The organism is Streptococcus parasanguinis (assembly GCF_016648925.1).
GTDB lineage: Bacteria > Bacillota > Bacilli > Lactobacillales > Streptococcaceae > Streptococcus.
Window position 1 is genome coordinate 1 of sequence record NZ_JACLQX010000022.1, and the last position, 23,593, is coordinate 23,593.

At 40.3% G+C, this 23,593-nt stretch carries 29 protein-coding genes and 1 other annotated feature; of the genes, 2 read left to right on the forward strand and 27 right to left on the reverse strand.

Translation table 11 applies throughout. The annotated features are described in order from the left end of the window. Nucleotides 1-84: 84 nt before the first annotated feature. The 7 genes from H7T97_RS08040 to H7T97_RS08070 form a co-directional block, all read right to left on the reverse strand. Nucleotides 85-831: a DeoR/GlpR family DNA-binding transcription regulator gene (locus H7T97_RS08040; protein ID WP_023918371.1), complete on the reverse strand. Its 747-nt coding sequence runs from the start codon at nucleotides 829-831 to the stop codon at nucleotides 85-87. Between the two features lie 215 nt (nucleotides 832-1,046). Further along, entirely contained in the window at nucleotides 1,047-1,340 is a 294-nt protein-coding gene (gene rpmA / locus H7T97_RS08045; protein WP_003002805.1) for a 50S ribosomal protein L27, read from the reverse strand. 17 nt (nucleotides 1,341-1,357) lie between these two features. Beyond that, nucleotides 1,358-1,702, reverse strand: a complete 345-nt coding sequence (locus tag H7T97_RS08050; protein WP_003002581.1) for a ribosomal-processing cysteine protease Prp — start codon at nucleotides 1,700-1,702, stop codon at nucleotides 1,358-1,360. A 14-nt stretch (nucleotides 1,703-1,716) separates the two neighbouring features. Further along, a complete protein-coding gene (rplU, locus tag H7T97_RS08055; protein ID WP_003002830.1) occupies nucleotides 1,717-2,031 on the reverse strand; it encodes a 50S ribosomal protein L21 in 315 nt (104 codons plus the stop codon). Between the two features lie 34 nt (nucleotides 2,032-2,065). Continuing rightward, nucleotides 2,066-2,153: a sequence feature (ribosomal protein L21 leader region), on the reverse strand. A gap of 140 nt (nucleotides 2,154-2,293) precedes the next feature. Further along, entirely contained in the window at nucleotides 2,294-2,836 is a 543-nt protein-coding gene (locus H7T97_RS08060) for a membrane lipoprotein lipid attachment site-containing protein (RefSeq protein ID WP_023918372.1), read from the reverse strand. 52 nt (nucleotides 2,837-2,888) lie between these two features. Next, nucleotides 2,889-4,109: a tRNA uracil 4-sulfurtransferase ThiI gene (gene thiI / locus H7T97_RS08065; protein ID WP_195529656.1), complete on the reverse strand. Its 1,221-nt coding sequence runs from the start codon at nucleotides 4,107-4,109 to the stop codon at nucleotides 2,889-2,891. A gap of 18 nt (nucleotides 4,110-4,127) precedes the next feature. After that, nucleotides 4,128-5,270, reverse strand: coding sequence for a cysteine desulfurase family protein (locus H7T97_RS08070; protein ID WP_023918374.1), 1,143 nt, complete (start codon nucleotides 5,268-5,270; stop codon nucleotides 4,128-4,130). A gap of 192 nt (nucleotides 5,271-5,462) precedes the next feature. Between H7T97_RS08070 and H7T97_RS08075 the strand changes: the two genes are divergently transcribed. Next, on the forward strand, nucleotides 5,463-5,897 hold the full coding sequence (locus H7T97_RS08075; RefSeq protein WP_023918376.1) for a DUF6556 family protein: 435 nt from the start codon (nucleotides 5,463-5,465) through the stop codon (nucleotides 5,895-5,897). A 222-nt stretch (nucleotides 5,898-6,119) separates the two neighbouring features. Here H7T97_RS08075 and H7T97_RS08080 read toward each other — a convergent pair whose 3' ends face one another. From H7T97_RS08080 to H7T97_RS08160, 17 genes are all read right to left on the reverse strand, one after another. Next, on the reverse strand, nucleotides 6,120-6,560 hold the full coding sequence (locus H7T97_RS08080; RefSeq protein WP_173018892.1) for a hypothetical protein: 441 nt from the start codon (nucleotides 6,558-6,560) through the stop codon (nucleotides 6,120-6,122). A 256-nt stretch (nucleotides 6,561-6,816) separates the two neighbouring features. Beyond that, the gene (locus tag H7T97_RS08085; RefSeq protein WP_173018891.1) at nucleotides 6,817-7,257 is read right to left on the reverse strand and encodes a hypothetical protein; all 441 of its coding nucleotides are present in this window, start codon (nucleotides 7,255-7,257) and stop codon (nucleotides 6,817-6,819) included. Nucleotides 7,258-7,514: 257 nt separating this feature from the next. Further along, on the reverse strand, nucleotides 7,515-7,958 hold the full coding sequence (locus tag H7T97_RS08090; protein WP_201090002.1) for a hypothetical protein: 444 nt from the start codon (nucleotides 7,956-7,958) through the stop codon (nucleotides 7,515-7,517). A 154-nt stretch (nucleotides 7,959-8,112) separates the two neighbouring features. Beyond that, a complete protein-coding gene (locus tag H7T97_RS08095; RefSeq protein ID WP_155169600.1) occupies nucleotides 8,113-8,538 on the reverse strand; it encodes a hypothetical protein in 426 nt (141 codons plus the stop codon). Nucleotides 8,539-8,565: 27 nt separating this feature from the next. Next, on the reverse strand, nucleotides 8,566-9,030 hold the full coding sequence (locus tag H7T97_RS08100) for a hypothetical protein (RefSeq protein ID WP_155169792.1): 465 nt from the start codon (nucleotides 9,028-9,030) through the stop codon (nucleotides 8,566-8,568). A gap of 59 nt (nucleotides 9,031-9,089) precedes the next feature. Further along, nucleotides 9,090-9,521, reverse strand: a complete 432-nt coding sequence (locus H7T97_RS08105) for a hypothetical protein (protein WP_155169598.1) — start codon at nucleotides 9,519-9,521, stop codon at nucleotides 9,090-9,092. Between the two features lie 49 nt (nucleotides 9,522-9,570). Next, a complete protein-coding gene (locus H7T97_RS08110) occupies nucleotides 9,571-9,999 on the reverse strand; it encodes a hypothetical protein (protein WP_155169596.1) in 429 nt (142 codons plus the stop codon). Between the two features lie 50 nt (nucleotides 10,000-10,049). Next, nucleotides 10,050-10,493, reverse strand: a complete 444-nt coding sequence (locus H7T97_RS08115; protein WP_155169594.1) for a hypothetical protein — start codon at nucleotides 10,491-10,493, stop codon at nucleotides 10,050-10,052. A gap of 46 nt (nucleotides 10,494-10,539) precedes the next feature. Then, complete coding sequence (locus H7T97_RS08120; RefSeq protein ID WP_229101008.1) at nucleotides 10,540-10,989, reverse strand: hypothetical protein; 450 nt, start codon at nucleotides 10,987-10,989, stop codon at nucleotides 10,540-10,542. Between the two features lie 147 nt (nucleotides 10,990-11,136). Further along, a complete protein-coding gene (locus H7T97_RS08125; protein ID WP_045759569.1) occupies nucleotides 11,137-12,207 on the reverse strand; it encodes an ABC transporter substrate-binding protein in 1,071 nt (356 codons plus the stop codon). After that, on the reverse strand, nucleotides 12,204-12,977 hold the full coding sequence (locus H7T97_RS08130) for an ABC transporter permease (RefSeq protein WP_003002847.1): 774 nt from the start codon (nucleotides 12,975-12,977) through the stop codon (nucleotides 12,204-12,206). The genes H7T97_RS08125 and H7T97_RS08130 overlap by 4 nt, the downstream gene beginning before the upstream one ends. Then, the gene (locus tag H7T97_RS08135) at nucleotides 12,974-13,780 is read right to left on the reverse strand and encodes an ABC transporter permease (RefSeq protein WP_155124817.1); all 807 of its coding nucleotides are present in this window, start codon (nucleotides 13,778-13,780) and stop codon (nucleotides 12,974-12,976) included. Before H7T97_RS08135 ends, H7T97_RS08130 begins: the two co-directional genes overlap by 4 nt. Continuing rightward, nucleotides 13,761-14,918: an ABC transporter ATP-binding protein gene (locus tag H7T97_RS08140; RefSeq protein ID WP_201090004.1), complete on the reverse strand. Its 1,158-nt coding sequence runs from the start codon at nucleotides 14,916-14,918 to the stop codon at nucleotides 13,761-13,763. The genes H7T97_RS08135 and H7T97_RS08140 overlap by 20 nt, the downstream gene beginning before the upstream one ends. Before the next feature lie 208 nt (nucleotides 14,919-15,126). Further along, a complete protein-coding gene (gene murB, locus H7T97_RS08145) occupies nucleotides 15,127-16,023 on the reverse strand; it encodes a UDP-N-acetylmuramate dehydrogenase (RefSeq protein WP_201090006.1) in 897 nt (298 codons plus the stop codon). Nucleotides 16,024-16,142: 119 nt separating this feature from the next. Then, entirely contained in the window at nucleotides 16,143-17,123 is a 981-nt protein-coding gene (locus tag H7T97_RS08150) for a hypothetical protein (RefSeq protein WP_201090008.1), read from the reverse strand. Between the two features lie 83 nt (nucleotides 17,124-17,206). Continuing rightward, nucleotides 17,207-18,073, reverse strand: coding sequence for a homoserine kinase (thrB, locus tag H7T97_RS08155; protein WP_201090010.1), 867 nt, complete (start codon nucleotides 18,071-18,073; stop codon nucleotides 17,207-17,209). A gap of 2 nt (nucleotides 18,074-18,075) precedes the next feature. After that, nucleotides 18,076-19,362, reverse strand: coding sequence for a homoserine dehydrogenase (locus H7T97_RS08160; protein ID WP_201090012.1), 1,287 nt, complete (start codon nucleotides 19,360-19,362; stop codon nucleotides 18,076-18,078). Nucleotides 19,363-19,537: 175 nt separating this feature from the next. Between H7T97_RS08160 and H7T97_RS08165 the strand changes: the two genes are divergently transcribed. Further along, nucleotides 19,538-20,416 carry a polysaccharide deacetylase family protein gene (locus tag H7T97_RS08165; RefSeq protein ID WP_250317750.1) on the forward strand — a complete coding sequence of 293 codons (879 nt, stop codon included), beginning with the start codon at nucleotides 19,538-19,540 and terminating at the stop codon, nucleotides 20,414-20,416. Nucleotides 20,417-20,529: 113 nt separating this feature from the next. Here the strand turns inward: H7T97_RS08165 and H7T97_RS08170 are convergent, their stop codons facing one another. The 3 genes from H7T97_RS08170 to H7T97_RS08180 form a co-directional block, all read right to left on the reverse strand. Then, entirely contained in the window at nucleotides 20,530-21,219 is a 690-nt protein-coding gene (locus H7T97_RS08170; RefSeq protein ID WP_260314118.1) for a CPBP family intramembrane glutamic endopeptidase, read from the reverse strand. 215 nt (nucleotides 21,220-21,434) lie between these two features. After that, nucleotides 21,435-22,427: a hypothetical protein gene (locus tag H7T97_RS08175; protein WP_070506241.1), complete on the reverse strand. Its 993-nt coding sequence runs from the start codon at nucleotides 22,425-22,427 to the stop codon at nucleotides 21,435-21,437. 168 nt (nucleotides 22,428-22,595) lie between these two features. Next, a complete protein-coding gene (locus tag H7T97_RS08180; RefSeq protein ID WP_070506246.1) occupies nucleotides 22,596-23,558 on the reverse strand; it encodes a hypothetical protein in 963 nt (320 codons plus the stop codon). Nucleotides 23,559-23,593: the final 35 nt, after the last annotated feature.

A 23,593-nucleotide genomic window follows, 5' to 3' on the forward strand; every position in this document is an offset into this window, starting at 1 on the left:
AGTAGAGCCCACTCAACCACTGCGTCTTGCTCGACAATCCAAATACAATTGAGAGGCTAGGACTTTTGTCCCAGCCTCTTGATCTTAAATGATTTTCGTATACAAGGCGTATTTGTCTTTGATTTTCTTTGGAATACTATCATCGGTAATAATGGCATTTAGATCTTCCACGCGATAGAAACTGTAGAAAGAATAGCTATCAAACTTGCTGTTATCAGCTACCACATATTTCTCTATCGCATTGTTCAGAATAATGGCATTGCCATTTCCTTCTTCTTCATTAGCTGTAGAGACACTATGGCCATCGATTCCATTCACCCCGATAAAGGCTTTAGAAACCTTGATTTCTTTCAAGAGTTTATTGGCAAATTGACCGACAAAGGTTTGTGTCTTTACCCGGTAGCGACCACCAACTAAGATCAAGTCATAATTCGGGAAATCCTTGAGCTTCTCAAAAATAGGCAGGGAGTTGGTGACGATGCTAATTTCTTTCCCTTCCAAATAATCTCCGATAAAGTCTGTTGTTGTACCAGAGCCAATAAAGACGGTATCCCCATTTTCGATCAAGTCCGCACATTTTTTGGCAATGGTTCGTTTCTCATCAATATTGATCAGATTTTTTTCACTGTGAGAAGCTTCTAATAAGCTATCTTTGACTTTTTTGTGGGCCCCACCATGTACACGAACTAAAAGACCTTGTTTTTCAAGATCGATCAGATCGCGACGAATAGTCATGTCTGTCACCCCAAAAAGTTCCTTGAGCTCTTTGACCGATACCACACTTTTTCGATCCAGTTCCTGAAGAATTTCAACATGTCTGCTATCTTTCATGGTACTACTTCCATTCCTACTATATTTGTCTCTATTATACTACTTTTTTCAAAAAACACAAATTCAAACATTATATTAACAAGAGTAAACATGATATTTTTAAATAAATAAAAGAAAAAAAGCCTTCCGTTAATCCGGAAAGCTTTGATTTATGCTATTTCTAGCTTCCTCACCTTTGGATCAAGGCTCGGGATAAAAAGGTTAAGGAAACCTTTTTATTTTGCGATTGGGTAAACAGAAACTTGTTTTTTATCGCGACCTTTACGTTCGAAGCGTACTACGCCTTCAACTTTTGCGAACAAAGTATCGTCTCCACCACGTCCAACGTTCACACCTGGGTAGATGTGAGTACCGCGTTGACGGTAAAGGATAGATCCACCTGTTACAGTTTGTCCATCAGCTGCTTTAGCTCCAAGACGTTTTGCTTGTGAATCACGTCCGTTTGATGTAGAACCTCCACCTTTTTTGTGGGCGAAAAGTTGCAAGTTAGCAAGATTCAATTTCAACATAATTGTTTTCCTCCATGTTAGTTTTCTGTGATAACTCTTGTTTGGACGAACTCCGATGAGTTCTCCGATAAGTTTGCCATCCCTAAGAAAAATGATTCAAAGAATAGTTGGGTCATTTCTCTTTGATGAGGTGGAATATCTGTCGGGATCGTCACCCGCAGGAAGCCACCTTCTTCTTCGTTTAATTCTAGATCCGGTTCGTAGCCTGCAAATTTCTCAACAGAGTTGACAAAGTTAATGGCTAGAGTCGAAACCGATGCACACACGACATCAAAGCCGTATTCACCGCTTCCAGCGTGCCCAGTGATTTCTGCACTCCTCAGCTCGCCATCTTCGGCTCGTTCAAAGACTGCTTGTATCATGTGTTCTCCTAAAATTAAGCGTTGATAGCGTTGATGACAACTTTAGTGTAAGGTTGACGGTGACCTTGTTTACGGTGGCTACCTTTTTTAGGTTTGTACTTGTAAGTAACAACTTTCTTTTGTTTTCCTTGTTTTTCAACAGTTCCAACAACAGTAGCTCCTGAAACAAGTGGAGTTCCGACAACAGTGTTTTCACCACCAACAAGAACAACTTCGTTAAATGTAACTTCTTGACCAGCTTCAACGTTCAATTTTTCAACGTAGATAGCTTGACCAACTTCAACTTTAACTTGTTTTCCGCCAGTTTTAATGATTGCGTATGTGCTCATTATGCACCTCCTATGTATTTTTGGGTTTCCCCGTATTTTTGTGAAGACTCGCCTAGCATCGTGGGACGAACCACTTACTCTCATGGAAATGAGCGACGATGTTCGAGCGGTTGCACAGGCATGTGCATAGTCAACTCTCTTAGTATATCACTTCTATCAGACAAAGACAAGTATTTTTGCGCTTTGAAAACGAATTTCTTTTTTAAAAGCGATGATTTTATATCTTTTATGTTAAGATTGCTTGTCAGTCCGACTTCTTCATCTACTTATCCTTAAATTTAAAGTCATTGAAACTCATTTTTGCTTTTGAAGAATCGTTCATGCTCTTCATTTTTTCTTCTTGTTCCTTGGTGATTTTGATAGGAATGGCTGCAGCCGTATTGGGTTTCAATACACCAGATTCGCTCACTTCATAGTCCACTGTGACATCTTTGAATAGTGGCTCCCCATCATATTCCAAATTCAGAAAAAAGGATCCATCACGATCGATGGTTGTGGTGGTACGATTCACGATAAAGAACAAGGCGAAGCGATTTTCCTCATTTCCAAAGGTATAGCCTGGGAAAAAGACAAATAATTTTCCAGGTTCTCCAAGCGTTGGATGTTCCTTGATAAATTTCTCAGATGCTTCCAAGACTTCGTTGTCCTGATCTTTGTACTGGTCGGCTCTGACAAATGTGAGCGGTTCTTTTTTACTGCTGGTTGACTGGCTGGTCTTTTCTTCTTTTTTCGGGCCAGTAAATGATACTTTGACACAGCCTGTCAACAGAAGCAAACTTGTCATTAAAACGATAATTTTTTTCATCTTGTCTCCTTTAAGTTGGTTAGAAAAAGAGGCTGGATACTCCCAGTCTCTCCTATAGCAAATCCTCGATCAGGTCATCGACCTCATCTTTTTCTGCTTTTGGTGTGATCTCTGTTACGATGATACCTGCTACCGCACGCTCAACCAAAGCTTCCACATCCATCCGTTGCTCATACTGCTCTGCATTTTTGAGTTTTGGATTGGTCTTTGGACGATCTGGTGCAAAGATGGTACAACAATCTTCGAATGGCTGGATAGAAATTTCAAAGGTATCAATGGCTTGAGCAATATCGATGATTTCCAATTTGTCCATGGTCACCACCGGACGGATAACCGGCGTATTGGTCACTGCATTGATGGCATGCATACTCTCTAAGGTTTGGCTAGCCACTTGTCCCAAGCTTTCACCATTGATAATCACCAAACCACCGCGAACCTCGCGAATACGGTCTGTAATGCGCATCATAAAGCGACGGGTCAAAGTCATGAGGTAAGCTTCTGGTGCTTTTGCCTTGATTTCCTCTTGGATCTCTGTGAAGGGCACCTCGATAAATTGGATATTGCCCCCAAACTTAGTCAACTTCCGTGTTAAATCATGGGCCTTTTTCAAGGCACCTGGGCTGGTATAAGGTGGGCTAGCAAAGTGTACTGCCTCGATATCCACTCCACGCTTCAAGGCTAGGTAACCAGCTACTGGAGAGTCGATCCCACCTGAAAGCATGAGCATGCCCTTGCCAGACGTACCAACAGGAAGGCCACCTGCTCCCTTAATGGTTTCATAAGAGATGTAAGCTGCTTCTTCTCGAATTTCAACTTGCAAGTTGATATCTGGTTTTTTCATCTGAGCTTGGATGGTTGGGATCGCTTCAAAGACCGCACCTCCCAAGGTTTGGTTGAGCTCGCGACTATCGAGTTCAAAGGTATGGTCACTGCGCTTACTTGAGATTTTAAAGGTCAAGCCATCCTTGTAAATCTCCTTCATGATCTCTTGCACTGCCGCTTTTAAGGCCGGAACAGATTTTTCAATCTTGTAAACAGGTGAAAAATTTTGGATTCCAAAAACCTGCTTGAGGGATTCTGCTACTGGCTCATAATCCGTCCCATGCAGATAAGCATGCGCCCGATCGCGGTCGGCTGTCACTTTGACAGATGGATAGATAGATAAAACATCTTGGATATTATTGCGAAGTTTATTGATAAAACGCATACGGTTCTTTCCTTTAGTAGAAAGCTCTCCATAGCGTATCATAATTTCTGAATAGGTTAAGGTCATGTTGATTTCCTTCTAAAATTAACGTACTTTTCGTGTTTGCTCGTAAATCAGTTTGAACTTGGTCAAGAATTGCTCGACTTGGCTCATGTCATTTTCAAGATCGAGGCTCAAGCGAACAGCTGTCTGTGCGATACTCTTATCCACTCCCATAGCAATCAAGGTTCCAGCTGGCTTACCAGCTTTAGACGAGCAGGCACTGGTTGTTGAGATGTAAATATCAAACTCTTCAAAGGCATGGACCACTACTTCTCCACGAACTCCTTTGATCCCGAAAGTCAAGATGTGAGGCGCAAAGTGATCCTCACCAGAAAAGATGGTGACATCTGGATAGTTGGCCAATTCTTTGCGGATAACTTCTTTCATCAGCTGGGTCTTGCTGGCAAAAGCTTCTTGGTTTTCCATGGCTAAGCGTAGGGCTTTTGCTGTTGCTGCGATTCCTGCCACATTCTCAGTTGTCGAGCGCATTTCTTTTTCTTGACCACCTCCGGTTAAGAGAGGGGTGATCTTTTTGCCTTCTTTGATGTAGACAAAGCCGACTCCGCGAAGTCCATGGAATTTGTGACTAGAGAAGGTCGCAAAGTCCACGCGCTCTGGTAGATAAACTTCTGTTGCTACCTTTGCCAAAGCTTGAACCGCATCGACATGGAAACTAACCGTTGGGCGATCTTCTAGGAGAGCCGCGATATCATGGATGGGCTGGATGGAGCCAATCTCATTGTTGACGGCCATGACAGAGACCAAGGTCGTATCTGGACGGAGTAGGTTAGCCAAGGCATCCACCTTGACAAAGCCACGCGCATCCACTGGAGCGTAATCCACTTCGAATCCCTGCGTCTTTAACCAAGCAGCCGATTCCTTGATGGCAGGATGCTCGATGTCAGAGACAATGATATGCTTGCCATAAGGAGCTTTCTCAAAGGCGACACCCTTGAGGATCCAGTTGTCCCCTTCTGTCCCACCAGACGTGAAGTAAATTTCATCAGCTTTCTTGCCAATTAGCTCCGCAATTTGTTTTCTAGAAGCTTCCAAAATACGAGTAGCTTGACTACCTAGATTGTGCAAACTAGAAGGGTTTCCCCAGATCCGAGTCGCTACTTCTGTATAGGTCGCAAGGGCTTCTGGATAAGGTTTAGTCGTTGCTGAATTGTCAAAATAGATCATGTCCTACGCATCCATCACTTTCTTTTTACGTAACTTCTATTTTATCATTTCTAACCGCTTGGGACAAGGATTTGATAAAGAGAGATGCAGCAAAATCACTCTATAAAAATCAGTTCTTTTTAGACATTTTTCAGAAAATGACTTATAATAGGAAAGTGTTAAAAAACAATTTTTGATAGAAAGAGAATGAACATGTCACAATATTCAAGAAGTAACAAAAACCAAAAACCTGAGGAAAAAGCAGATACAAGACCATCTCGCGGTGAGAAAGTCAAACAAGGGTTGTCCGTATTTCAAACCGTTGTAGCTACGATTGCCAGTCTCTTAGGGATTATCGTCACTTCCTTTACCATCATGAGCTTGCTCAATAAAGATAATCAAAAAACAGAAGACAAACCATCTAGTAGCACCAGCGTTGTCGTGGTTCATGATAAGGGCTCTGACTCAAGCGCTACCAATACAGATGCTAATACCAATACACAAACCAATTCAAGCAATACAGAAACAAGTTCACAAAAAGAAACCGATAGCTCATCTGCTACCGAATCTAATTCGTCTGCCGCACAAGACCAAGGCTCCACAGCAACAGACAGTGGCGCAGATACAGCATCATCTGGAACCAACTAAAAAAACAGTAAGGACAACCTTACTGTTTTTTTTTATCTTTCGATTCCAGCATTTTCTGATTTTTATAGAAAGCATCTATCTCGTTGTCATACTCCCATTTGAGCTTTGAACTCTCTTCCTGGATTTGATCCAATTGTTCATATGGAAACTTGTTGGAGTCTATCTCTATATGTTGATTCAGCTTCTGAACCATCTAGATTATCAAAACTGCTCAAATTCCAATTACTCAAATAATCTACCCCCTACTCTAATGTCGGATCCTATATACATCTCATCTATATTTAATGTATTGTCCTCATTAATTGGGATATCTACTCCCCAACCCGATTCTTCAATATTATTTATACGTCCATAAACATTCATATAATATTCGGGAGTTGTAAGCCCACCATCACTCCATTGTGTCTGATCCCAATCAATTTGAACGGATTCAACTTTTGAATTTTGTGCTTTGACTAAATCAATAACCTTCTGTTCGTGTTCTTTTAGGTAGTCCAGTTGTTTTTTCTTTATAGTTTCTTCATCTTCCTTTAGGTCTTTTGTAGATGAAGAAACATTCGTTTTTTCTTGCTTCGTATCTTCTTTCTGTTTCACAGTACATCCACCTACAATAAGTAGTGCTGCAATTGAAGCAATTGTTAGCATGATTTTTCGACTTTTCATGAGCCCTCCTATCATTCTGTACAGATTATTCTCTAAAATTGGAAACTGGATAAATGTTATTCCGATTATGATAGCATTTATAGTTTGAAAAACAAGCTATCACACTACATAGAGCTTTTTAAAACATGAGTATATGAATTCTTTACTTTTGATGATCAAAGTTTTAAATTAAAGAGTTATGACGTTGGTTACGATCTAGACTATTGGTCTATTACTTACACATAGCACGTTTTTTTCCTATCATTTTAAGTTCCAATTACTCAAGTAATCTTCCCCCTATATCAACGTCAGATCCTATATACATCTCATCTAAATTTAATGTATTGTCCTCATTAATTGGGATATCTACTCCCCAACCTGATTCTTCAATATGATTTATACGTCCATAAACACTCATATAATATTCAGGAGTTGTCAGTCCACCATCACTCCATTGTGTATGATCCCAATCAATCTGAACGGATTCGACTTTTGAATTTTGTGCTTTGACTAAATCAATAACCTTTTGTTCGTGTTCTTTTAGGTAGTCCAGTTGCTTTTTCTTTATAGTTTCTTCATCTTCCTTTAGTGCTTTCGTAGATGAAGAAACATTCGTTTTATCTTGCTTGGTATCTTCTTTCTGTTTCATGGTACATCCACCTACAATAAGCAGTGCTGCAATTGAAGCAATTGTTAGCATGACTTTTCGACTTTTCATAAGTCCTCCTATCATTCTGTACAGATTATTCTCTATAATTGGAAACTGGATAAATGTTATTCCGATATTCTAGCATTTATAGTTTGAAATCCAAACTATCACACTAGATCGAGCTTTTTAAAACATGAGTTAATGATTTCTTTACCTTTAATCATCAAAATTTTAAATTAAAGAGCTATGAGGTAAGTGACAATTTGCACTATTGCTCTATTACTCACACATAGCACGTTTTTTATTCCTCTCATTCAACATTGCAATTACTCAAATAATCTACCCCCTACTCTAATGTCGGATCCTATATACATCTCATATAGATTCAATGTATTGTCCTCATTAATTGGGATATCTACTCCCCAACCCGATTCTTCAATATTATTTATACGTCCATAAACACTCATATAATATTCAGGAGTTGTTAGTCCACCATCACCCCACTGCGTCTGATCCCAATCAATCTGAACGGATTCAACTTTTGAATTTTGTGCTTTGACTAAATTAATAACCTTCTGTTCGTGTTCTTTTAGGTAGTCCAGTTGTTCTTTTTTTATGTCTCCTTCTGGTTTTTGTACGACTTTCTTTGAAGATGAGGCCGTTATCTTCTGTTCGGGTCTTTTGGTCAGGGTCATGATTTTTCCTCCAAGAAAAACCAGTCCTAGGATCGGTAACAAAATAATCAAAAATAGTTCCATTTGTCTCTTCATTCAATTCTCTCCAATCTACACACTTTTAATTGATCTATCAACTTATTTATTCGAAAATTCTTCCACCTATCATTTCTGGATCTATTATGGACTCATAGCTCAAATATTTTTTGAATCCTTTCCTCTTAATAGGTAGAATGATCTGTTGATTTAATTAAGGAAAATTCGAACCAGAAATTGAATCAATTGAACTTGGATTCTCAACATTTGGTTTTGGGACAATAAAAAATGAATAGCCATTTAGTTCCTTATCATTTTCTCCATAGACCTTTAAACGGATGTCAAACCCAGATTCCGTAAAAGCACCACTATCTCCTACTTTCACACTATCCCAGTCATACTTGACTTGAACAACTTCTGGATCATTTGACTTTATGTAATCCGTAATTTCTGACTCATGTTTCTTTAAAAAGTTTACTTGCCTTTGAGTAACAGTTGCGGTATCTTCTTTGATGGAGGAAGAGGTGACAGTTTGCGCTTGTTTCGTATGAGCTTTTTGCTTTACACTACAACCTCCAATGCTTGTAAAAATAAGCATTAAAGCTATTAACTTAAGTGTACATTTCATTTTACTTTTCATGTTTCCTCCTAACACTATTACTTCTATTTACTTAGGAAAAATTTTCCAGCCACCATTTTCCTCGATATAAATATCATTTAGCATCCCCATTTTTTTGATAGTTGGTATGCTATTTTGATCTTCTAGGTAAAAATCAACGGAGAATTTTGTTTTTTTTAATTGATTAATTTGACCAGAAATAGATAAATTGTATCCACCACCCTGAGGCGTTCCGTTTCCAGACTCTTCAATTTGCATACTGTTCCAATCAATCTGAACGAATTCAACTTTTGAATTTTGTGCTTTCACAAAATCGACGATCTCTTGCTCGTGTTCTTTTAGATAGGCGAGCTGTTTTTGTTTAATGGTTTCTTTGTCCTCTTTTGTAGTTGAAGAGGTGACAGTTTGCGCTTGTCTGCTTTTTTCACGTTCTTGCTTCACACATCCTACTAGACATCCAATTGTTAAAATGAAAGCAAGTGCGATCATCAGATTGTTTATTTGTTTTCTCATAATTTTATTTCGTTTAAAAGTGATTCCTCTATTGCATCTCTCATTGTCTAACGGACGGATCATTTCTTTTCTACCCGATACAAACTATCAGAACCAATTGAATCTATCTTAGGAATCTTATTTTTATCTAATGTAAAATTCAATCTAAAATTTGTTAGTTTACTTTCATTGGCATAACCATAAACTAATAGTATTTCGTCACCTCCCTGAGGTGTTCCATTACCTCCTACAACTGTTTTAATACTGTCCCAGTCATAAGACACCTGCGTAATGTTAGCATTATGTTCTGTCACATAGGTCGTCATTTCTTGCTCGTGTTCTTTCAAATAAGCGAGCTGTTTTTGTTTAATGACTTCTTTGTCTTCTTTGGTTGATGAAGAGGTGACAGTTTGCACTTGTTTCGTTTGCTCTTTTGATTTTATGGTACATCCTCCTATACATGCAAGGAGAGCTAAGGTAGTGATTAATTTAAACACCGTTTGTTTTATCATGTGCTATCTTTCTCTAAAACCGTTCTTTTTCAAAATGCATTGTACTTACCTAGGAAATAGGCTTTCCGCCAATCGTAGGTTCATGAAGCATAAACATTTCTCGCAGGTTAATTGACTGATCATCATTAATTGGAAAATCTACTCCCCATCCTGAGTTCTCAATATGATTAATGCGACCAAAAATATTCATATAATATTCGGGAGTTGTAAGCCCACCATCACTCATCTGAGTTTCATCCCAATCAATCTGAACTGACTCAATTTTAGGATTTTGAGACTTCACAAAATCGACGATTTCCTGCTCATGCTCTTTGAGATAAGCGATTTGTTTTTGTTTTATGGCTTCTTTGTCTTCTTTGGTTGATGAAGAAACGACAGTTTGCGCTTGTTTCGTTTGCTCTTTTGGTTTTACGCAACCACCCATACTTACAAAAACAGCTATCGTAGTGATTAATTTAAATATCGTTCGTTTTTCCATGTGGTAACTTTCTCTAAAACCGTTCATTTTCAATACGCTTTATATTTCCATTAGTCAATAGGCTCACCATCAATACTGATGTAATCACCCATTGTCATATTTTTAAGATTTACAGTCCCATCTTCATTCATGGGAATATCCACTCCCCATCCTGAGTTCTCAATATGATTAATACGTCCAAAAACATTCATATAATATTCAGGAGTTGTAAGTCCACCATCACTCCATTGTGTCTGATCCCAATCAATCTGAACGGATTCTACTTTTGAATTTTGTGCTTTGACTAAATCAATGACCTTCTGTTCGTGTTCTTTTAGATAGTCCAGTTGCTCTTTTTTTATTTCTTCTTTTGATTTTTGTGCAACTTTTTCTGAAGAAGTGGTCGTTATCTTCTGCTCTGGCCTTTTTGTCAGATTCATGATTTTTCCTCCAAGAAAAACAACTCCTAGGATTGGAAACACTATTAGAAAAATGAGTTCCACACGTCTCTTCATTCAATTCTCTCCAATCTACACACTTCGAATCAATCTATCAACTTATTCACTCGAAAATTTCTTGACCTAAGCTTAAGTTTTGCCCCAGTGACATCGTCTTTAAATTAATCTTTCCATCTTCCACAACCAAATCAACTCGCCAACCAGATTCAGGATTTTGATTAAACCCACCAAAAATGAGAATCATCTCGTCACCACCTTGTGGCGTCCCATTTCCGGCTACTCCCCACTGAGTTTGATCCCAATCAATCTGAACGGATTCGACTTTCGGATTTTGGGCTTTCACAAAATCGACGATTTCTTGCTCATGCTCTTTGAGATAAGCGATTTGCTCTTTTTTTATCTCTTCTTCTGATTTTTGTACGACTTTCTTTGAAGATGAGGCCGTTATCTTCTGTTCGGGTCTTTTGGTCAGGGTCATGATTTTTCCTCCTAGAAAAACAATTCCTAGGATCGGTAACAGAATAATCAAAAATAGTTCCAGTCGTCTCTTCATCTCTTCTTCTCCAATCCTTCCTTTCATGACTGAATGGGCCAGTCACTTTCCTTACTATTATAGCATCTTTCATTTGAATCTCAATCCAACTCACTAGTTAGAGACTTTATGCAGCAATCAAAAAGGAACCCGAAGGTTCCTTTTGTGTTATTTTCGATACATCTTGACCTGGAGGTAAAGATCGTTATAGACTCCAAGCAATTTCTTGCCTAATTGTTGATAGACTTCCAAATGGTCCAGTGTTTCATCGCTTGGATAGAAGGATTGGTCATCTTGGATTTCTTTTGGCAACATGGCTTTGGCTTTTTTATTTGGCGTTGAGTAGCCGACATACAGAGCATTTTTCAAAGCATTTTTAGGACGAAGCATGAAGTTAATAAAGGCATATGCTGCTTCTTTATTTTTCACGGTTTTTGGAATGACAATGTTATCAAACCAAAGGTTGCTGGCTTCAGTTGGGACGACATAGCGAAGATCCTTATTGGCTTCGAGCATTTGGCTGGCTTCTCCTGAGAAGGTAACCCCAATAGCCGCATTGTTTTGGATCATATAGCCTTTCATCTCATCAGCAACCAAAGCTTTGATGTTTGGCGTCAAGGTGTAGAGTTTATCTACTGCCTCTTGCAATTTCTTTGGATCCTTTTCATTGAGGCTATAGCCTAATGTATTGAGACCAATTCCCATGACCTCACGCGCACCATCGTACATCATGATGTCATTTCTGTACTCTTCACGCCAGAGATCTGACCAATGTTCCGGAGCATTTTTGACCATCTTGGTATTGTAGACGATCCCCAAGGTACCCCAGAAGTAAGGGACTGAATATTGGTTGCCCGGATCAAACGATTGGTTCAAGAGTTTTGGATCGATATTTTCCATCCCTTTGATCTTGGATTGGTCCAACTTTTCAACCAGATGCTCATCCATCATCTTGGCAATCATGTATTCACTAGGAATCGCAATATCGTAAGTGGTTCCACCTTGCTTGATCTTAGTGTACATGGCTTCGTTGGAATCAAAGGTATCATATTGCACCTGAATCCCTGTCTCTTTTGTGAATTCCTTGAGCAATTCCGGATCGATATAATCTCCCCAGTTGTAGATGACCAGCTTGTCACTATTCTTGGTATTCATGCTCGCTTCGATCTGGTGGCTAATTCCCCAGAGGACCAGAATGACAAGGACAATCCCAGTTAGGAATGAATAAAGTTTTTTCATGCTGCTTCCTCCTTTTCACGGGTAATAAAGTAATAACCGATGACCAAGAGCACACTAAAGAGAAAGACAAGGGCGGACAAGGCATTGATACTGAGGGAGATCCCTTGACGCGCACGTGAGTAAATCTCTACAGACAAGGTTGTAAAGCCATTTCCGGTTACAAAGAAGGTCACGGCAAAGTCATCAAGCGAATAGGTAAAGGCCATAAAGTAGCCAGCAATAATGGCTGGTGTCAGATACGGCAACATGATCTCTTTGAGCATTTGTACTTGGGTAGCTCCCAAGTCATAGGCAGCATTGACCATATCCCGGTTCATTTCCTTGAGTCGTGGCAAGACCATCAAGACCACAATGGGAATCGAGAAGGCGACGTGGCTAGCCAGAACAGATAGGAAACCTAGTTGGTACTTAACCGTCGTAAAGAGAATCAAGAAGCTGGCCCCGATCATAACGTCGGGCGCTACCATGAGAATATTGTTGATGGAGAGCAATGGTCCTTCTAACTTTTTCTTGGATTGATAGATATAAATGGCACCAAAAGTTCCGATGACCGTCGCAATCAAGGCTGACAAGAAGGCCAAGAGGAAGGTCTCTGATAAGATCAGCATCAGGCGACTATCTGCGAACAATTCATTGAAATGCTCAAGCGTGAAGCCCGTGAAGGCATTCATATCTCCCCCTTTATTGAAGGCATAAAAGATCAAATAAAAGATGGGAAGATAGAGGATCAGAAAGACGAAGCCTAGATAGAAATGAGATACTTTTTTCATTGTTCTCTCCTTTCTCTAGTTGCCCACATGGTAAAGAGCATGGCAAGGATCAGAACAACTCCGATGGTAGAACCCATTCCCCAGTTTTGTGTTGTCAGGAAGTGCTGTTCAATCGCTGTCCCTAAGGTAATGACGCGGTTTCCACCGATCATCCGTGTCAACATGAAGAGACTAAGACTAGGAATAAAGACAGACTGCACACCTGAGCGGACTCCATTCATAGACAAGGGGAAGACCACATGACGGAAGGTATCCCAACGATTGGCTCCCAAATCATAGCTGGCATTAATCAAGTTTGGATCTAAGTCATCTAAGACATTAAAGATCGGCAAAATCATAAATGGCAACTCGATGTAGCTGGCTACAAAGATAAAGGAGAAATCGGTAAAGAGGATTTGCTGGGGAGCGACTCCGAGAAAGCTTAAAAAGCTATTGATGGATCCGTTTTGCCCAAAGATTCCGATAAAGGCATAGGCCTTGAGCAAGAGATTGACCCAGGTTGGCAAGACGATCAACATCAACCACAACTGCCGGTGTTTGAGCAGCGTCAAAAAGTAAGCAGTCGGGTAGGAGATCAAGAGCGTCACCAGGGTGACGATTCCAGCATAAAGGACCGAATTAAAGCTCATCTTTAAATAGGTCAAATTTTGTGAAGTAAAGAACTCTTTGTAGTTTTCAAGTGAAAACTGCCCTTCAACGTTGAAAAACGATTGAAAGATGATCATGACTACGGGAGCTAGGACAAAGAGAAAAATCCACAAGAAATAGGGGAGGATAAATAGATTAGAGGTTGTTTTCTTCATCTCTTTCCTCCTCAATGGCATTAATCAAACCAGCTTCTTGCTCTTCCACTTCAACGTACTCTTCGATCCGCGCATCGAATTCTTCTTCGGTTTCGTTGAGACGCATAACGTGGATATCTTCTGGTTCAAAGTCTAGCCCAATGACTTCTCCCACGATAGCCTTCCGAGTGGAGTGAATCATCCACTCATTTCCCAAATCATCATAAGCGATGATCTCGTAATGCACACCACGGAAGAGCTGGGTGTCCACCTTCACTTGGAGCTTGCCTTCTTCAGGAAGAGTGATTTGCAAGTCTTCAGGACGAATGACGACTTCAACTGGTTCATTTGGACGCATTCCCCCATCGACCGCTTCAAAGCGTTTGCCATTAAACTCCACCAAGTAGTCCTCGATCATACGCCCATCTAGAATGTTGGACTCCCCGATAAAGGTAGCTACAAAGTGGTTGATCGGTTCATCATAGATATCTACTGGTGTACCAGATTGGACGATCTCTCCTTCATTCATGACAAAGATCCAGTCACTCATGGCAAGGGCTTCTTCTTGGTCGTGGGTAACAAAAACAAAGGTAATCCCCAAACGTTGTTGCAATTCCCGCAACTCATACTGCATGTCTGTCCGAAGTTTCAAGTCAAGTGCAGACAAGGGCTCATCTAAAAGGACCACTCGTGGTTCATTGATAATAGCCCGTGCAATAGCTACCCGTTGGCGTTGACCACCAGATAATTTTTGGATCGAACGTTTTTCAAATCCAGCTAACTGGACCATTTTCAAGACTTCTGAAACCCGACGTTCAATCTCAGCCTTGTCCACCTTTTTCAAACGAAGGGGAAAAGCCACATTTTCAAAGACTGTCATATGTGGAAACAGGGCATAGGACTGAAAGACGGTGTGGACATCCCGCTTGTTGGTAGGGACATCATTGATCCGTTCCCCATCAAGGTAGACATCTCCAGAGCTAGCATCCAAAAGACCGGCAATAATATTCAGGATAGTTGATTTTCCTGATCCAGATGCACCGAGCAGGGTATAGAACTTCCCTTCTTCCAATTCAAAATTGATATCCTTTAGGACAACGGTTCCGCTATCTTCAAAGACCTTTGAAACATTTTTAAACTCAATAATTGGTTTTTTCAATTCACATAAATTCCTTCTTTACTACAATTACCAAACTGCTTTTCAAACGAAAACGCAGCGGCTGACAGGAAAACCTGTCAGGCCACCAATACCTCTCGGGGACTTACTAGACTGCCCCACCTATTTACGGTATCGATAGGCACTCACCCCCTTTCCGACTGATGCTATCGATGTTTACACTATCCATTGTTCTTCAATACTAAAGTTCTTAGGCTTGGCCGATAATGCGAACTTCTGGTTCTAAACGGACGCCTGAGTGAGCTTCTACTGCCTCAATGACATAGGCGATCAGGTCTTCGTAGTCCTTGGCTGTTCCATTGTCGACATTGACCATAAAGCCAGCATGTTTTTCAGAAACTTCCACACCACCAATTCGATAGCCTTTCAGACCTGCTTCGCTGATCAATTGACCTGCAAAATGACCGACAGGACGCTTAAAGACCGATCCACAAGAAGGGTATTCAAGGGGTTGTTTCAACTGACGAAGATGGGTCAAACGCTCCATCTCCTGTTTGATTTGCTCGTGATTGCCTGGAGACAAAGCAAATTTGGCAGAGATGACAACAGCACCTGTCTCTTGAATCTTAGAATGACGGTAACCAAAAGCTAGTTCACCCGCTGACAGAGTTTCAATTTCCCCTTCCTTGGTCAAGACCTTACAGGATACAAGGACATGCGCAATCTCTCCTCCGTAGGCTCCCGCATTCATAAAGACAGCACCACCAACACTGCCTGGAATGCCACTAGCAAACTCGAAGCCTTTCAAACTATGGTGCAAGGCCACATGGGTGGTGTCGATGAGTTTAGCCCCTGCTTCTGCTTCGACCACATAACCATCCACACTGATATCTCGCAAGCGATCAAACATAATGACAAATCCCGGTATGCCCCCATCTCGGACAATAATATTAGAAGAATTCCCCAGGACCATCCATGGAATATTCTCCTGGTTCGCAAAGCGTACAATGCGTTTTAATTCGTATTGGTTGCGAGGAAAGGCTAGAAATTCAGCATTTCCCCCAACCTTTGTATAGGTATAATGTTTTAATGGTTCTTGAAAACGGATATCAATCCCTTCAAGAATTTGATTCATTTCTTCAATCATCTTTCTATCTGTTCTCTCTCTATATAAAATACAAACTATTATACCAAATTTTTGACTATTTTTCGACCCTAAAAAACAAAAGAAGGCCCATAGTATTCAGGCCTTCCTTTTACAATTTATTATGCAATTTTACGTGCGATAGCACGATTCTTTTGTCCATCCAGAGCTGATTTGACCGAAATCCAAGCACCACCAAGAGTAAAGACAGCTAGCAAGCCTAGATTCAAGTAAAATTTATCTGGGACGTCCCCTGAAAATGTCGCTTCATTGAGAAGCGTCCAGGACATATCAAATGGCAAATCCAGTTCACTCATAAGCGCCAAAGTATAATCTAATTGGTTGACCAAAAAGACCGTCAAGACCATCAAAATAGCTGAAACTACCACACCTTTTTTAGTCAATTTCTTACCAAGGATCTCATAACCTTTGATGGTACAATAACCGAGGGCAGCCCCTGCTAAAACAGACACATAGCCGAGACGCGCTACCAAGAGGGCAACTGCTCCACCGATGATCACACCGATCACAGCCCCTACAATCCCTAAGAGGAAGTTTTCTTCCCGCGCTTCATAAGCCTCAACTGTATCTTGCACTTCGGCTTGGTAGGCTCTAAAGGTTGCATCGTCGATTAAAAAGATCGCATCGCCAATTTGATACAGACCGATTGGTCCTTCCTCACCCGTTTGCGCATTCACTTGCACAAATTGGTGGTTTAGTAAGAAATCAACAATATCTTGGATAGCTGTCCATAAGGTTTCGACAGCCTTCCCTTTGGTCATTCCGCCCTTGACAACGATAGAAGTCAAGTAACCATCAAAAGAGATGGCATTAATGGCTTTTGATTGTTCTTTTAATTCATTCCAAAGAATTTCACAGTCTTCGATTAAGTCTCCTTCGGAACCTTGTTTCACACTGAGTGAAATGGTAAATACATTCTTGGTTTGAGCACCTTCAATGACTAACAAGAAGCCTTCACGCTCTCCATACATCACACGGGCTTCGCCATCAAATTGCAGCCCAAGATCGGTAGCAATACTATATAAATATTCTGGTTTCATGTTTCCCCCTAAACTTTCGGGAAAGCTTGAGCTTTTCCCCATACAGTTTCCATTCTACCATAGGAGAAGCAAAAAGGACATATACATTCGTATACATCCTTCTTTCATTTGTGTTACATTGAGGTTTATTTCTCAACACGAACGCCAAATGTGTCAATTTTAAGTTGGAAAATCTGACCATCTAGCCCGAGCTTTTCGAGAGCTACGACAAATGTGGCTGTATGCTCTGGGGCTAAGAGGTTCATGATCGTTGGGCCTGCTCCTGACAGATAGGTGGCGTATGCCCCATGCGCATGTGCGACTTCTTTGACCTGAGGGAACTCTTTGACAAGAGATTGACGGTAGCGCTCGTGGAAATGATCTGACTCGATGGAGCGACCAGCCGTCAGCAAATCTCCCTTGAGGAGAGCTGCGATAGCGACATTGGCTACGCTACTGGCTGCAACAGCTTCCTTATAAGACCATTCTTTCGGTAGGACATTCCGACTATCACTGGTCTTCAATTGGTAGCTCGGTACAAAGGCCACAAGGTCACAGCTTGGGAAGTCAGCCGTGACATATTGGACATCTTCACCGATGTAGCTCGCAATGACCATATTCCCAAAGATAGCTGGAGCTACATTATCCGGATGACCTTCGATCTCGGTCGCGATGCGCAATTTCTCAGCATCTGTTAGCTGGAGGTTGGCTAATTGGTTGGCCAATTCAATCCCTGCTACAATGACCGAGCTAGAAGATCCAAGACCACGCGCCAAAGGCACTTCACTAGTCATCTTGATCCGATGGGGTTGCATATCAGTTGAGATAGAAAGAGCTGTTGAGAGCAAAAGGTTTTTCTCATCTGTCGGAATCCCTGCTCCAAGATCATGCTCAATGAACCAAGCATCAGCTGGTTCAAGGACTTCAATGGTCAAATAGCGAGTCACGGCAATCCCAACCGAATCAAATCCTGGCCCTACATTGGCACTGGTTGCTGGAACAATAATTTTCATTCTTATTCTCCCAAGACTTTAAAGGTATTCAAGAGTTCGAAATTCGCCTCTGAATCCAATTTTTCAACCAAGTTCTTGAATTGAGTTTGGTTAACTTGGTGAGTAATGATGACAACACTTGCATAGTGACCATCTGAGTCTTCTTGAAGGATTTGCTTGAAGGAAGCTCCTTCTGCATTAAAGATTTCCGCAAGACGCAAGATTTGACCAGTCGCATCTGGTGCTTTGATTGAGAAGTAATAATTGTTCTTCACGTCTTCTGGCTTAGCCAATTGAAGAGGGCGACTGTATTCATTGAAGGCTTTACCGATTGTTCCTTCTTTTAGTCGACGGACAATGCGAACGAGGTCGGCTACGACACTTGTCGCAGTTGGTTTTTGACCAGCACCTGGTCCGTAGTACATAGACTCACCAATACCGATGGATTCCACATAGACCGCATTCATGACATCATTCACTCCTGCGAGTGGATGTTGTTTTGGAAGGAAGGTTGGTGTCACTTCTGCTGCGATCCCTGACTCTGTTTCAACGATAGATCCGACCAGCTTAATGACATATCCAAGGCTTTGAGCAACCGATACATCTTGAGGAGTGATCTGGCTAATTCCTTTGTGACCTACTTGGTCAAATTGGATATTCATCCCAAAGGCAAATTGGCTCAAGATCACCATCTTGTAGGCAGCATCGATTCCTTCAACGTCGTTGGTTGGATCACTTTCAGCGTAACCAAGACGTTGCGCTTCTGCTAAAGCATCTTCATAAGTCCAGCCTTCTTCGACCATTTTGGTCATCATGAAGTTAGAGGTTCCATTGACCACACCAAGAACCTTGGTCACCTTGTCGGAAGCAAGGGAATTCACCAAGGTCCGAAGGATTGGGATCCCACCAGCTACGGCAGCTTCATAATAAAGAGCCACTTGGTGTTTTTGAGCAATCTCTAGCAACTCGCTTCCATGAACGGCAAGAAGGTCTTTGTTAGCAGAGACCACATGCTTACCCGCCTCAAGAGCACGGGTGATAAAGGTCTTAGCTGGCTCGATACGGCCCATCAATTCCACAACGATGGCAATGTCTTTGTCTTCAATGATCTCATCGACATTGGTCACAAAGTTGTAGTCGTGACCAGCAGCTTGTAATTTTTCCTTTTCCTCATCATCTCGAACCAAGACCTTAGCGATCTCGATTTCATCTTGAGCTGCCTGGGTGATTTTTTCATGGTTTTCTTTTAATAAAAATGGTACGCCACTAGCAACAGTACCAAATCCTAGTAAGGCAATCTTAACAGACATCCTATTGACTCCTTGAATTTTCTATAGTAGCTCCATTATAACAAAAACTTGAGCGTTTGACAGCCAATTGCCTTAAAAATTCTGAATTTTCATGACAGGATCTGCCTGTAGCAAGTTCTGGAAAAGAACATAGAATTTGTGGTACAATAGAGAAAATGATGAAAACGGTGACACTATGAGTAAACGAAGAGTACCTAAAAAAATCAAAGCCCTACTTGGAATCAATGCCTTCCTACTGGTCTGTATCTTCATTTGTAGCTTTCTTCTGATCAAACGGATCACTCAGCCAAGTGACGGGAATACAAGTGGCACTGCCGTGACGCGTTCTCTCGAGGAAGGTAGCTCCTCTATCGAGTGGACTCGAGTGAAAAAGCCGGTCAAACTGCCCATTCTCATGTACCACTCTGTACACAATATGGCTGAGTCCGAAGCTGCTAATGCCAATCTGATTGTCGATCCAGAAACCTTTGAAAGCCAACTAAAGGCCCTGAAAAAAGCGGGTTACTACACCCTGACACCTGAGGAAGCCTATCGCATCCTCGCAAAAAATGAAGTGCCAAAAGGAAAGAAATATGTCTGGTTGACCTTTGATGATGGCGTCGAAGATTTCTATACTATTGTCTATCCGCTTCTTAGGAAGTACAAGATGACCGCCACTAACAATATCATCACAGACTTTACCCAAAAGGAAAAAGAAAATGTCCTGACCTTTGACCAAATCAAAGAGATGAAACATGCTGGCTTGACCTTTGAAAGCCATACGGTCAATCATCCAGACCTAGCCAATTCCAGTCTTGAGACCCAAAAAAATGAGCTGGTCGCTTCTAAACGCCTGCTGGATAAGGTGCTGGATCAAAATACCAGCGTTATCGTCTACCCATCTGGTCGCTACAGCCAGGTCACGATCGACCAAGCCAAGAAAGCCGACTACAAACTAGGCCTCACCACTAAAAATGGACTCGCCAGCTCCGCTGATGGCCTCTATTCCCTCAAACGAGTCCGGATCCTTCCAACCACTACAGGAGAGGATCTCCTAGCCATGATCCAAGAATAAAGAAAGACCCCTGTTTGAGATAGGGGTCTTTTGTTAGAGTTCCTTATAAAAAATTTTTTAAATCGTTGATTCATAAAATGTAATAGGATTCAAAAATTCTTAAAAGAGCTTCATTATTGATTCGCTATAGTCTTCGACTTTCTTTTATAAATGTTCAAAACAATTGCAAATGACAACAACTGCCAAAGAATAATTCTCACTATCTGCAAGCTATCTGATTCAGAATTTGAGACAACATGAACCAGATTTGAAGCAAGATTGTTGAAAAGATGATCTCCTAGTCCTAGCCACAAGGAACCTGTCATTTTGTATAGTAAGGACCATTTAATGCTCATCATTCCCGCTAGGATAACATAGCCAATCCCCATGGTAATAAGATTTAAGAGTGACGATTCTCCTTGAAGATAATCTCTGAAAGGCATTGCCAAGTGCCATATTCCAAATAGGAAGGCTATAAAGAATAGACTCTTACGGTAAGAAATCCCTTCAAGAATTTTGGTGAAAAGGCCACGAAAAACTCCTTCTTCCATCCACACGTTTATCAGGTTAAATAAGACACTTAACAAGATAAACAAGATGCCTGCTTGTGATCCTTTTTCATCAGTTAAAGAGAAACCACTCGCATAAAATGATAAGTGAACATTGTCATGAAGAAACAAGAGAACAATACACTCAACTGTATATGCAAAGATGGAGCACACTAAACCAAAGAGTAGGCCATTTCCTATACCTCTTATTATTCCATTAGGTGTAAAACCAATATCTATCCATCTTAATTTGCTAATTGAAAGAATTCCCCACAATAAAAGTATTCCAAAAAGCTTGTGTAGAAAATTCTACGATAAAAAGGTTTCATCTGTCCTCATATAGAAGTATTCGAATAGCCTTGCTACTGAACAGATAATAAATATAATTGAACAACTTAAAATGGGGGTTTTCAATAGTCTATTTAGCATATCTTCCTTTCAAACGAGTCTTTTATAAAAGTTAATTTCAATATTTTACTCAGTCCAATTATCTATTTTCCAGATTTCGAGAGAACGAATGACCCTATTTTTTTGACGACGGCTATTACAACTAAGACCATCGCATACAATAAAAACGGAGGAATTAACAGTAAAGCGATTTTCCAGCCTTTGAAAAAAGCGAGTCCTTTTGTGGATTTAGTTGATTTAGCTGGTTTGACTTCTACCAGCTTCATTCGCAATAATTTCAAAGTGACTTCTTCTTGTCTTGCATCAAGCGAAACACTCTTTTCTCCTGAGTTTTCACTATCTAGATAGGCCTGAGCCATTCGGACCAGATACAATCTCTCATCTTCTTTCGCAATGGTACGAAATAGCTCCATTGCCTTATTTCTATTCCCTTTGAGATATTCATTGACTGCCTTCAGATACATAGATTCCAATTGAGAGAACTTGTTGTTTGTCACTTCCTTTAGAACAGCATCATTGGGCTCTTTTTTGACCAGTAGATCATAGCGAGCTCTGTATGCCATCTTGAGTGGTTCATAATCTGCTAAATAGTCAGAGAGCAATTCCTCGAACTCATCTTCCTTCAAATCAGGTCTAGAAAATAAGTTTGCATTCAATAGAATTTCGTTTAATTTTACTTGTTCAACATCTGTAAACTTTTGATTCTTTTTGAGTTCGTCTACAACTGCTTCAATGGATCCAAAGTCACCAATCCTATAGAAATAGAAAATAGTGGTAATCTGTACACGCGCTTTAATAGTTTTGATACTCTTTCCTTTTTGGTTCAGAATATAGCTTGCCATCAAGTCAAGATTGATATCCTCGTAGATAAGACTATTCAACTTTTTGACTAAAAGAGTATCTTTAATGATAACTAGAATCAGCTCCATCAGTAAGTAAATCATAAAACAAATGGTCGCGATCCTTTTACTTTGGGTCACTTGCACGATATATAAAAACGGTAAGGCTAGAATGACCAATAGGACTATCACTGGAATATTATAGCGTCTTCTTAGTTCTTTATAATCTTTAACCATAAATCTCCTTCGTTATTATTAATTATTAGATATGATGAGTCTCCTATCAACCTCATTTGATTTTGCTTTGATAAGAACTTTGACTTACAATCGTCCAAATCAGCAACAAAGTTACTAGTACTAGTGTTACTAGAACACTTTTTCTTTTCAAATTGTTTCTAACCCTTTCTAGTCTGGATGATTAGAAGACCAAGCCTGCAATTCATCGTAGGATTTTATTTGTGTTTTCTCACCAGTATTTGGATCCGTCGCATAGACCTCTAACACATCCTGCCCCTTTGGTGCAAACCAATGAAGAACTCTATCAAACCACTCTTTGGTTGAGTACTGTTTAGGTCTCATATATAAACGAGCTAAATTCTTTATATCCTTAGCCATTTCCGGATAGTCTTGTGCAAAATTTGTATTGGAAATATCTATCTTTTCACGATCTTCTTTTGAAAGTAAGGTATCAATATAACCAGCAGTGAATTTCAAATGGTACTTCTCTTTCATAGCTTGTCGAATGTTATTATATACATTCCCCTTTGACAATTCCTGCTCAGCGGCAGAAAAAGTTGATTTTCCATAATCCTCAAAATTTTCAAGATCTTCAATTTTTTGATTCGTAATATCAACTATGATTTTTCTACTATCATTATTTCCAACTTTATACAAAGTTACCGGTATGTAATCCTTGTTATCTGCATAATACTGACTGATATCGTACGCGCCTCGATACTCTTTTTTCCCTAATAATTGATATACTTCCGTCTTTTTACCTGGAAAGCCAGACGCATTCAAATCATAAGAAATAATATTAAAATACTCATCTTTTGCAATTTTAGGTGAACCATTTTTCTCTCTATCAATCATACTTTGATTGATCTCTTTTTGATGGACATCCAAGACCGAAATATAATCTTGACCGAATGCTATCCCACCTATCCCATCTTTTTGAGCAACAAATACAAATTTATTATCATCAAAAAGATGAATTGTAGGTTTCTCAGTTTTCGCATCAATATATTTCTGCTTGGTTTCTTGCTGACTCGTTTTTCCATGCTTTTGAACTTGCTTCAACAAGTAGAAAGATCCTATACTTACTAAAAGGACTAGCAATCCTACTACTTTCTTTTTCACTCGTTTCATTTCAACCTCCACGCTCGTAGTCAACTCCTACCATG

Bases quoted from the DNA above. Each gene is read 5' to 3' on its own strand.
- rpmA (WP_003002805.1), bottom strand. From the start codon at position 1,340: ATGTTGAAATTGAATCTTGCTAACTTGCAACTTTTCGCCCACAAAAAA.
- H7T97_RS08150 (WP_201090008.1), bottom strand. From the start codon at position 17,123: ATGGGGAAAAGCTCAAGCTTTCCCGAAAGTTTAGGGGGAAACATGAAA.
- H7T97_RS08130 (WP_003002847.1), bottom strand. From the start codon at position 12,977: ATGAAAAAAGTATCTCATTTCTATCTAGGCTTCGTCTTTCTGATCCTC.
- H7T97_RS08165 (WP_250317750.1), top strand. From the start codon at position 19,538: ATGAGTAAACGAAGAGTACCTAAAAAAATCAAAGCCCTACTTGGAATC.
- H7T97_RS08095 (WP_155169600.1), bottom strand. From the start codon at position 8,538: ATGAAAAGTAAAATGAAATGTACACTTAAGTTAATAGCTTTAATGCTT.
- H7T97_RS08085 (WP_173018891.1), bottom strand. From the start codon at position 7,257: ATGAAAAGTCGAAAAGTCATGCTAACAATTGCTTCAATTGCAGCACTG.
- H7T97_RS08090 (WP_201090002.1), bottom strand. From the start codon at position 7,958: ATGAAGAGACAAATGGAACTATTTTTGATTATTTTGTTACCGATCCTA.
- H7T97_RS08105 (WP_155169598.1), bottom strand. From the start codon at position 9,521: ATGATAAAACAAACGGTGTTTAAATTAATCACTACCTTAGCTCTCCTT.
- H7T97_RS08050 (WP_003002581.1), bottom strand. From the start codon at position 1,702: ATGATACAAGCAGTCTTTGAACGAGCCGAAGATGGCGAGCTGAGGAGT.
- H7T97_RS08070 (WP_023918374.1), bottom strand. From the start codon at position 5,270: ATGATCTATTTTGACAATTCAGCAACGACTAAACCTTATCCAGAAGCC.
- murB (WP_201090006.1), bottom strand. From the start codon at position 16,023: ATGATTGAAGAAATGAATCAAATTCTTGAAGGGATTGATATCCGTTTT.
- thiI (WP_195529656.1), bottom strand. From the start codon at position 4,109: ATGACCTTAACCTATTCAGAAATTATGATACGCTATGGAGAGCTTTCT.
- H7T97_RS08075 (WP_023918376.1), top strand. From the start codon at position 5,463: ATGTCACAATATTCAAGAAGTAACAAAAACCAAAAACCTGAGGAAAAA.
- H7T97_RS08115 (WP_155169594.1), bottom strand. From the start codon at position 10,493: ATGAAGAGACGTGTGGAACTCATTTTTCTAATAGTGTTTCCAATCCTA.
- rplU (WP_003002830.1), bottom strand. From the start codon at position 2,031: ATGAGCACATACGCAATCATTAAAACTGGCGGAAAACAAGTTAAAGTT.
- H7T97_RS08135 (WP_155124817.1), bottom strand. From the start codon at position 13,780: ATGAAGAAAACAACCTCTAATCTATTTATCCTCCCCTATTTCTTGTGG.
- H7T97_RS08080 (WP_173018892.1), bottom strand. From the start codon at position 6,560: ATGAAAAGTCGAAAAATCATGCTAACAATTGCTTCAATTGCAGCACTA.
- H7T97_RS08040 (WP_023918371.1), bottom strand. From the start codon at position 831: ATGAAAGATAGCAGACATGTTGAAATTCTTCAGGAACTGGATCGAAAA.
- H7T97_RS08125 (WP_045759569.1), bottom strand. From the start codon at position 12,207: ATGAAAAAACTTTATTCATTCCTAACTGGGATTGTCCTTGTCATTCTG.
- H7T97_RS08180 (WP_070506246.1), bottom strand. From the start codon at position 23,558: ATGAAACGAGTGAAAAAGAAAGTAGTAGGATTGCTAGTCCTTTTAGTA.
- thrB (WP_201090010.1), bottom strand. From the start codon at position 18,073: ATGAAAATTATTGTTCCAGCAACCAGTGCCAATGTAGGGCCAGGATTT.
- H7T97_RS08160 (WP_201090012.1), bottom strand. From the start codon at position 19,362: ATGTCTGTTAAGATTGCCTTACTAGGATTTGGTACTGTTGCTAGTGGC.
- H7T97_RS08060 (WP_023918372.1), bottom strand. From the start codon at position 2,836: ATGAAAAAAATTATCGTTTTAATGACAAGTTTGCTTCTGTTGACAGGC.
- H7T97_RS08120 (WP_229101008.1), bottom strand. From the start codon at position 10,989: ATGAAGAGACGACTGGAACTATTTTTGATTATTCTGTTACCGATCCTA.
- H7T97_RS08110 (WP_155169596.1), bottom strand. From the start codon at position 9,999: ATGGAAAAACGAACGATATTTAAATTAATCACTACGATAGCTGTTTTT.
- H7T97_RS08100 (WP_155169792.1), bottom strand. From the start codon at position 9,030: ATGAGAAAACAAATAAACAATCTGATGATCGCACTTGCTTTCATTTTA.
- H7T97_RS08175 (WP_070506241.1), bottom strand. From the start codon at position 22,427: ATGGTTAAAGATTATAAAGAACTAAGAAGACGCTATAATATTCCAGTG.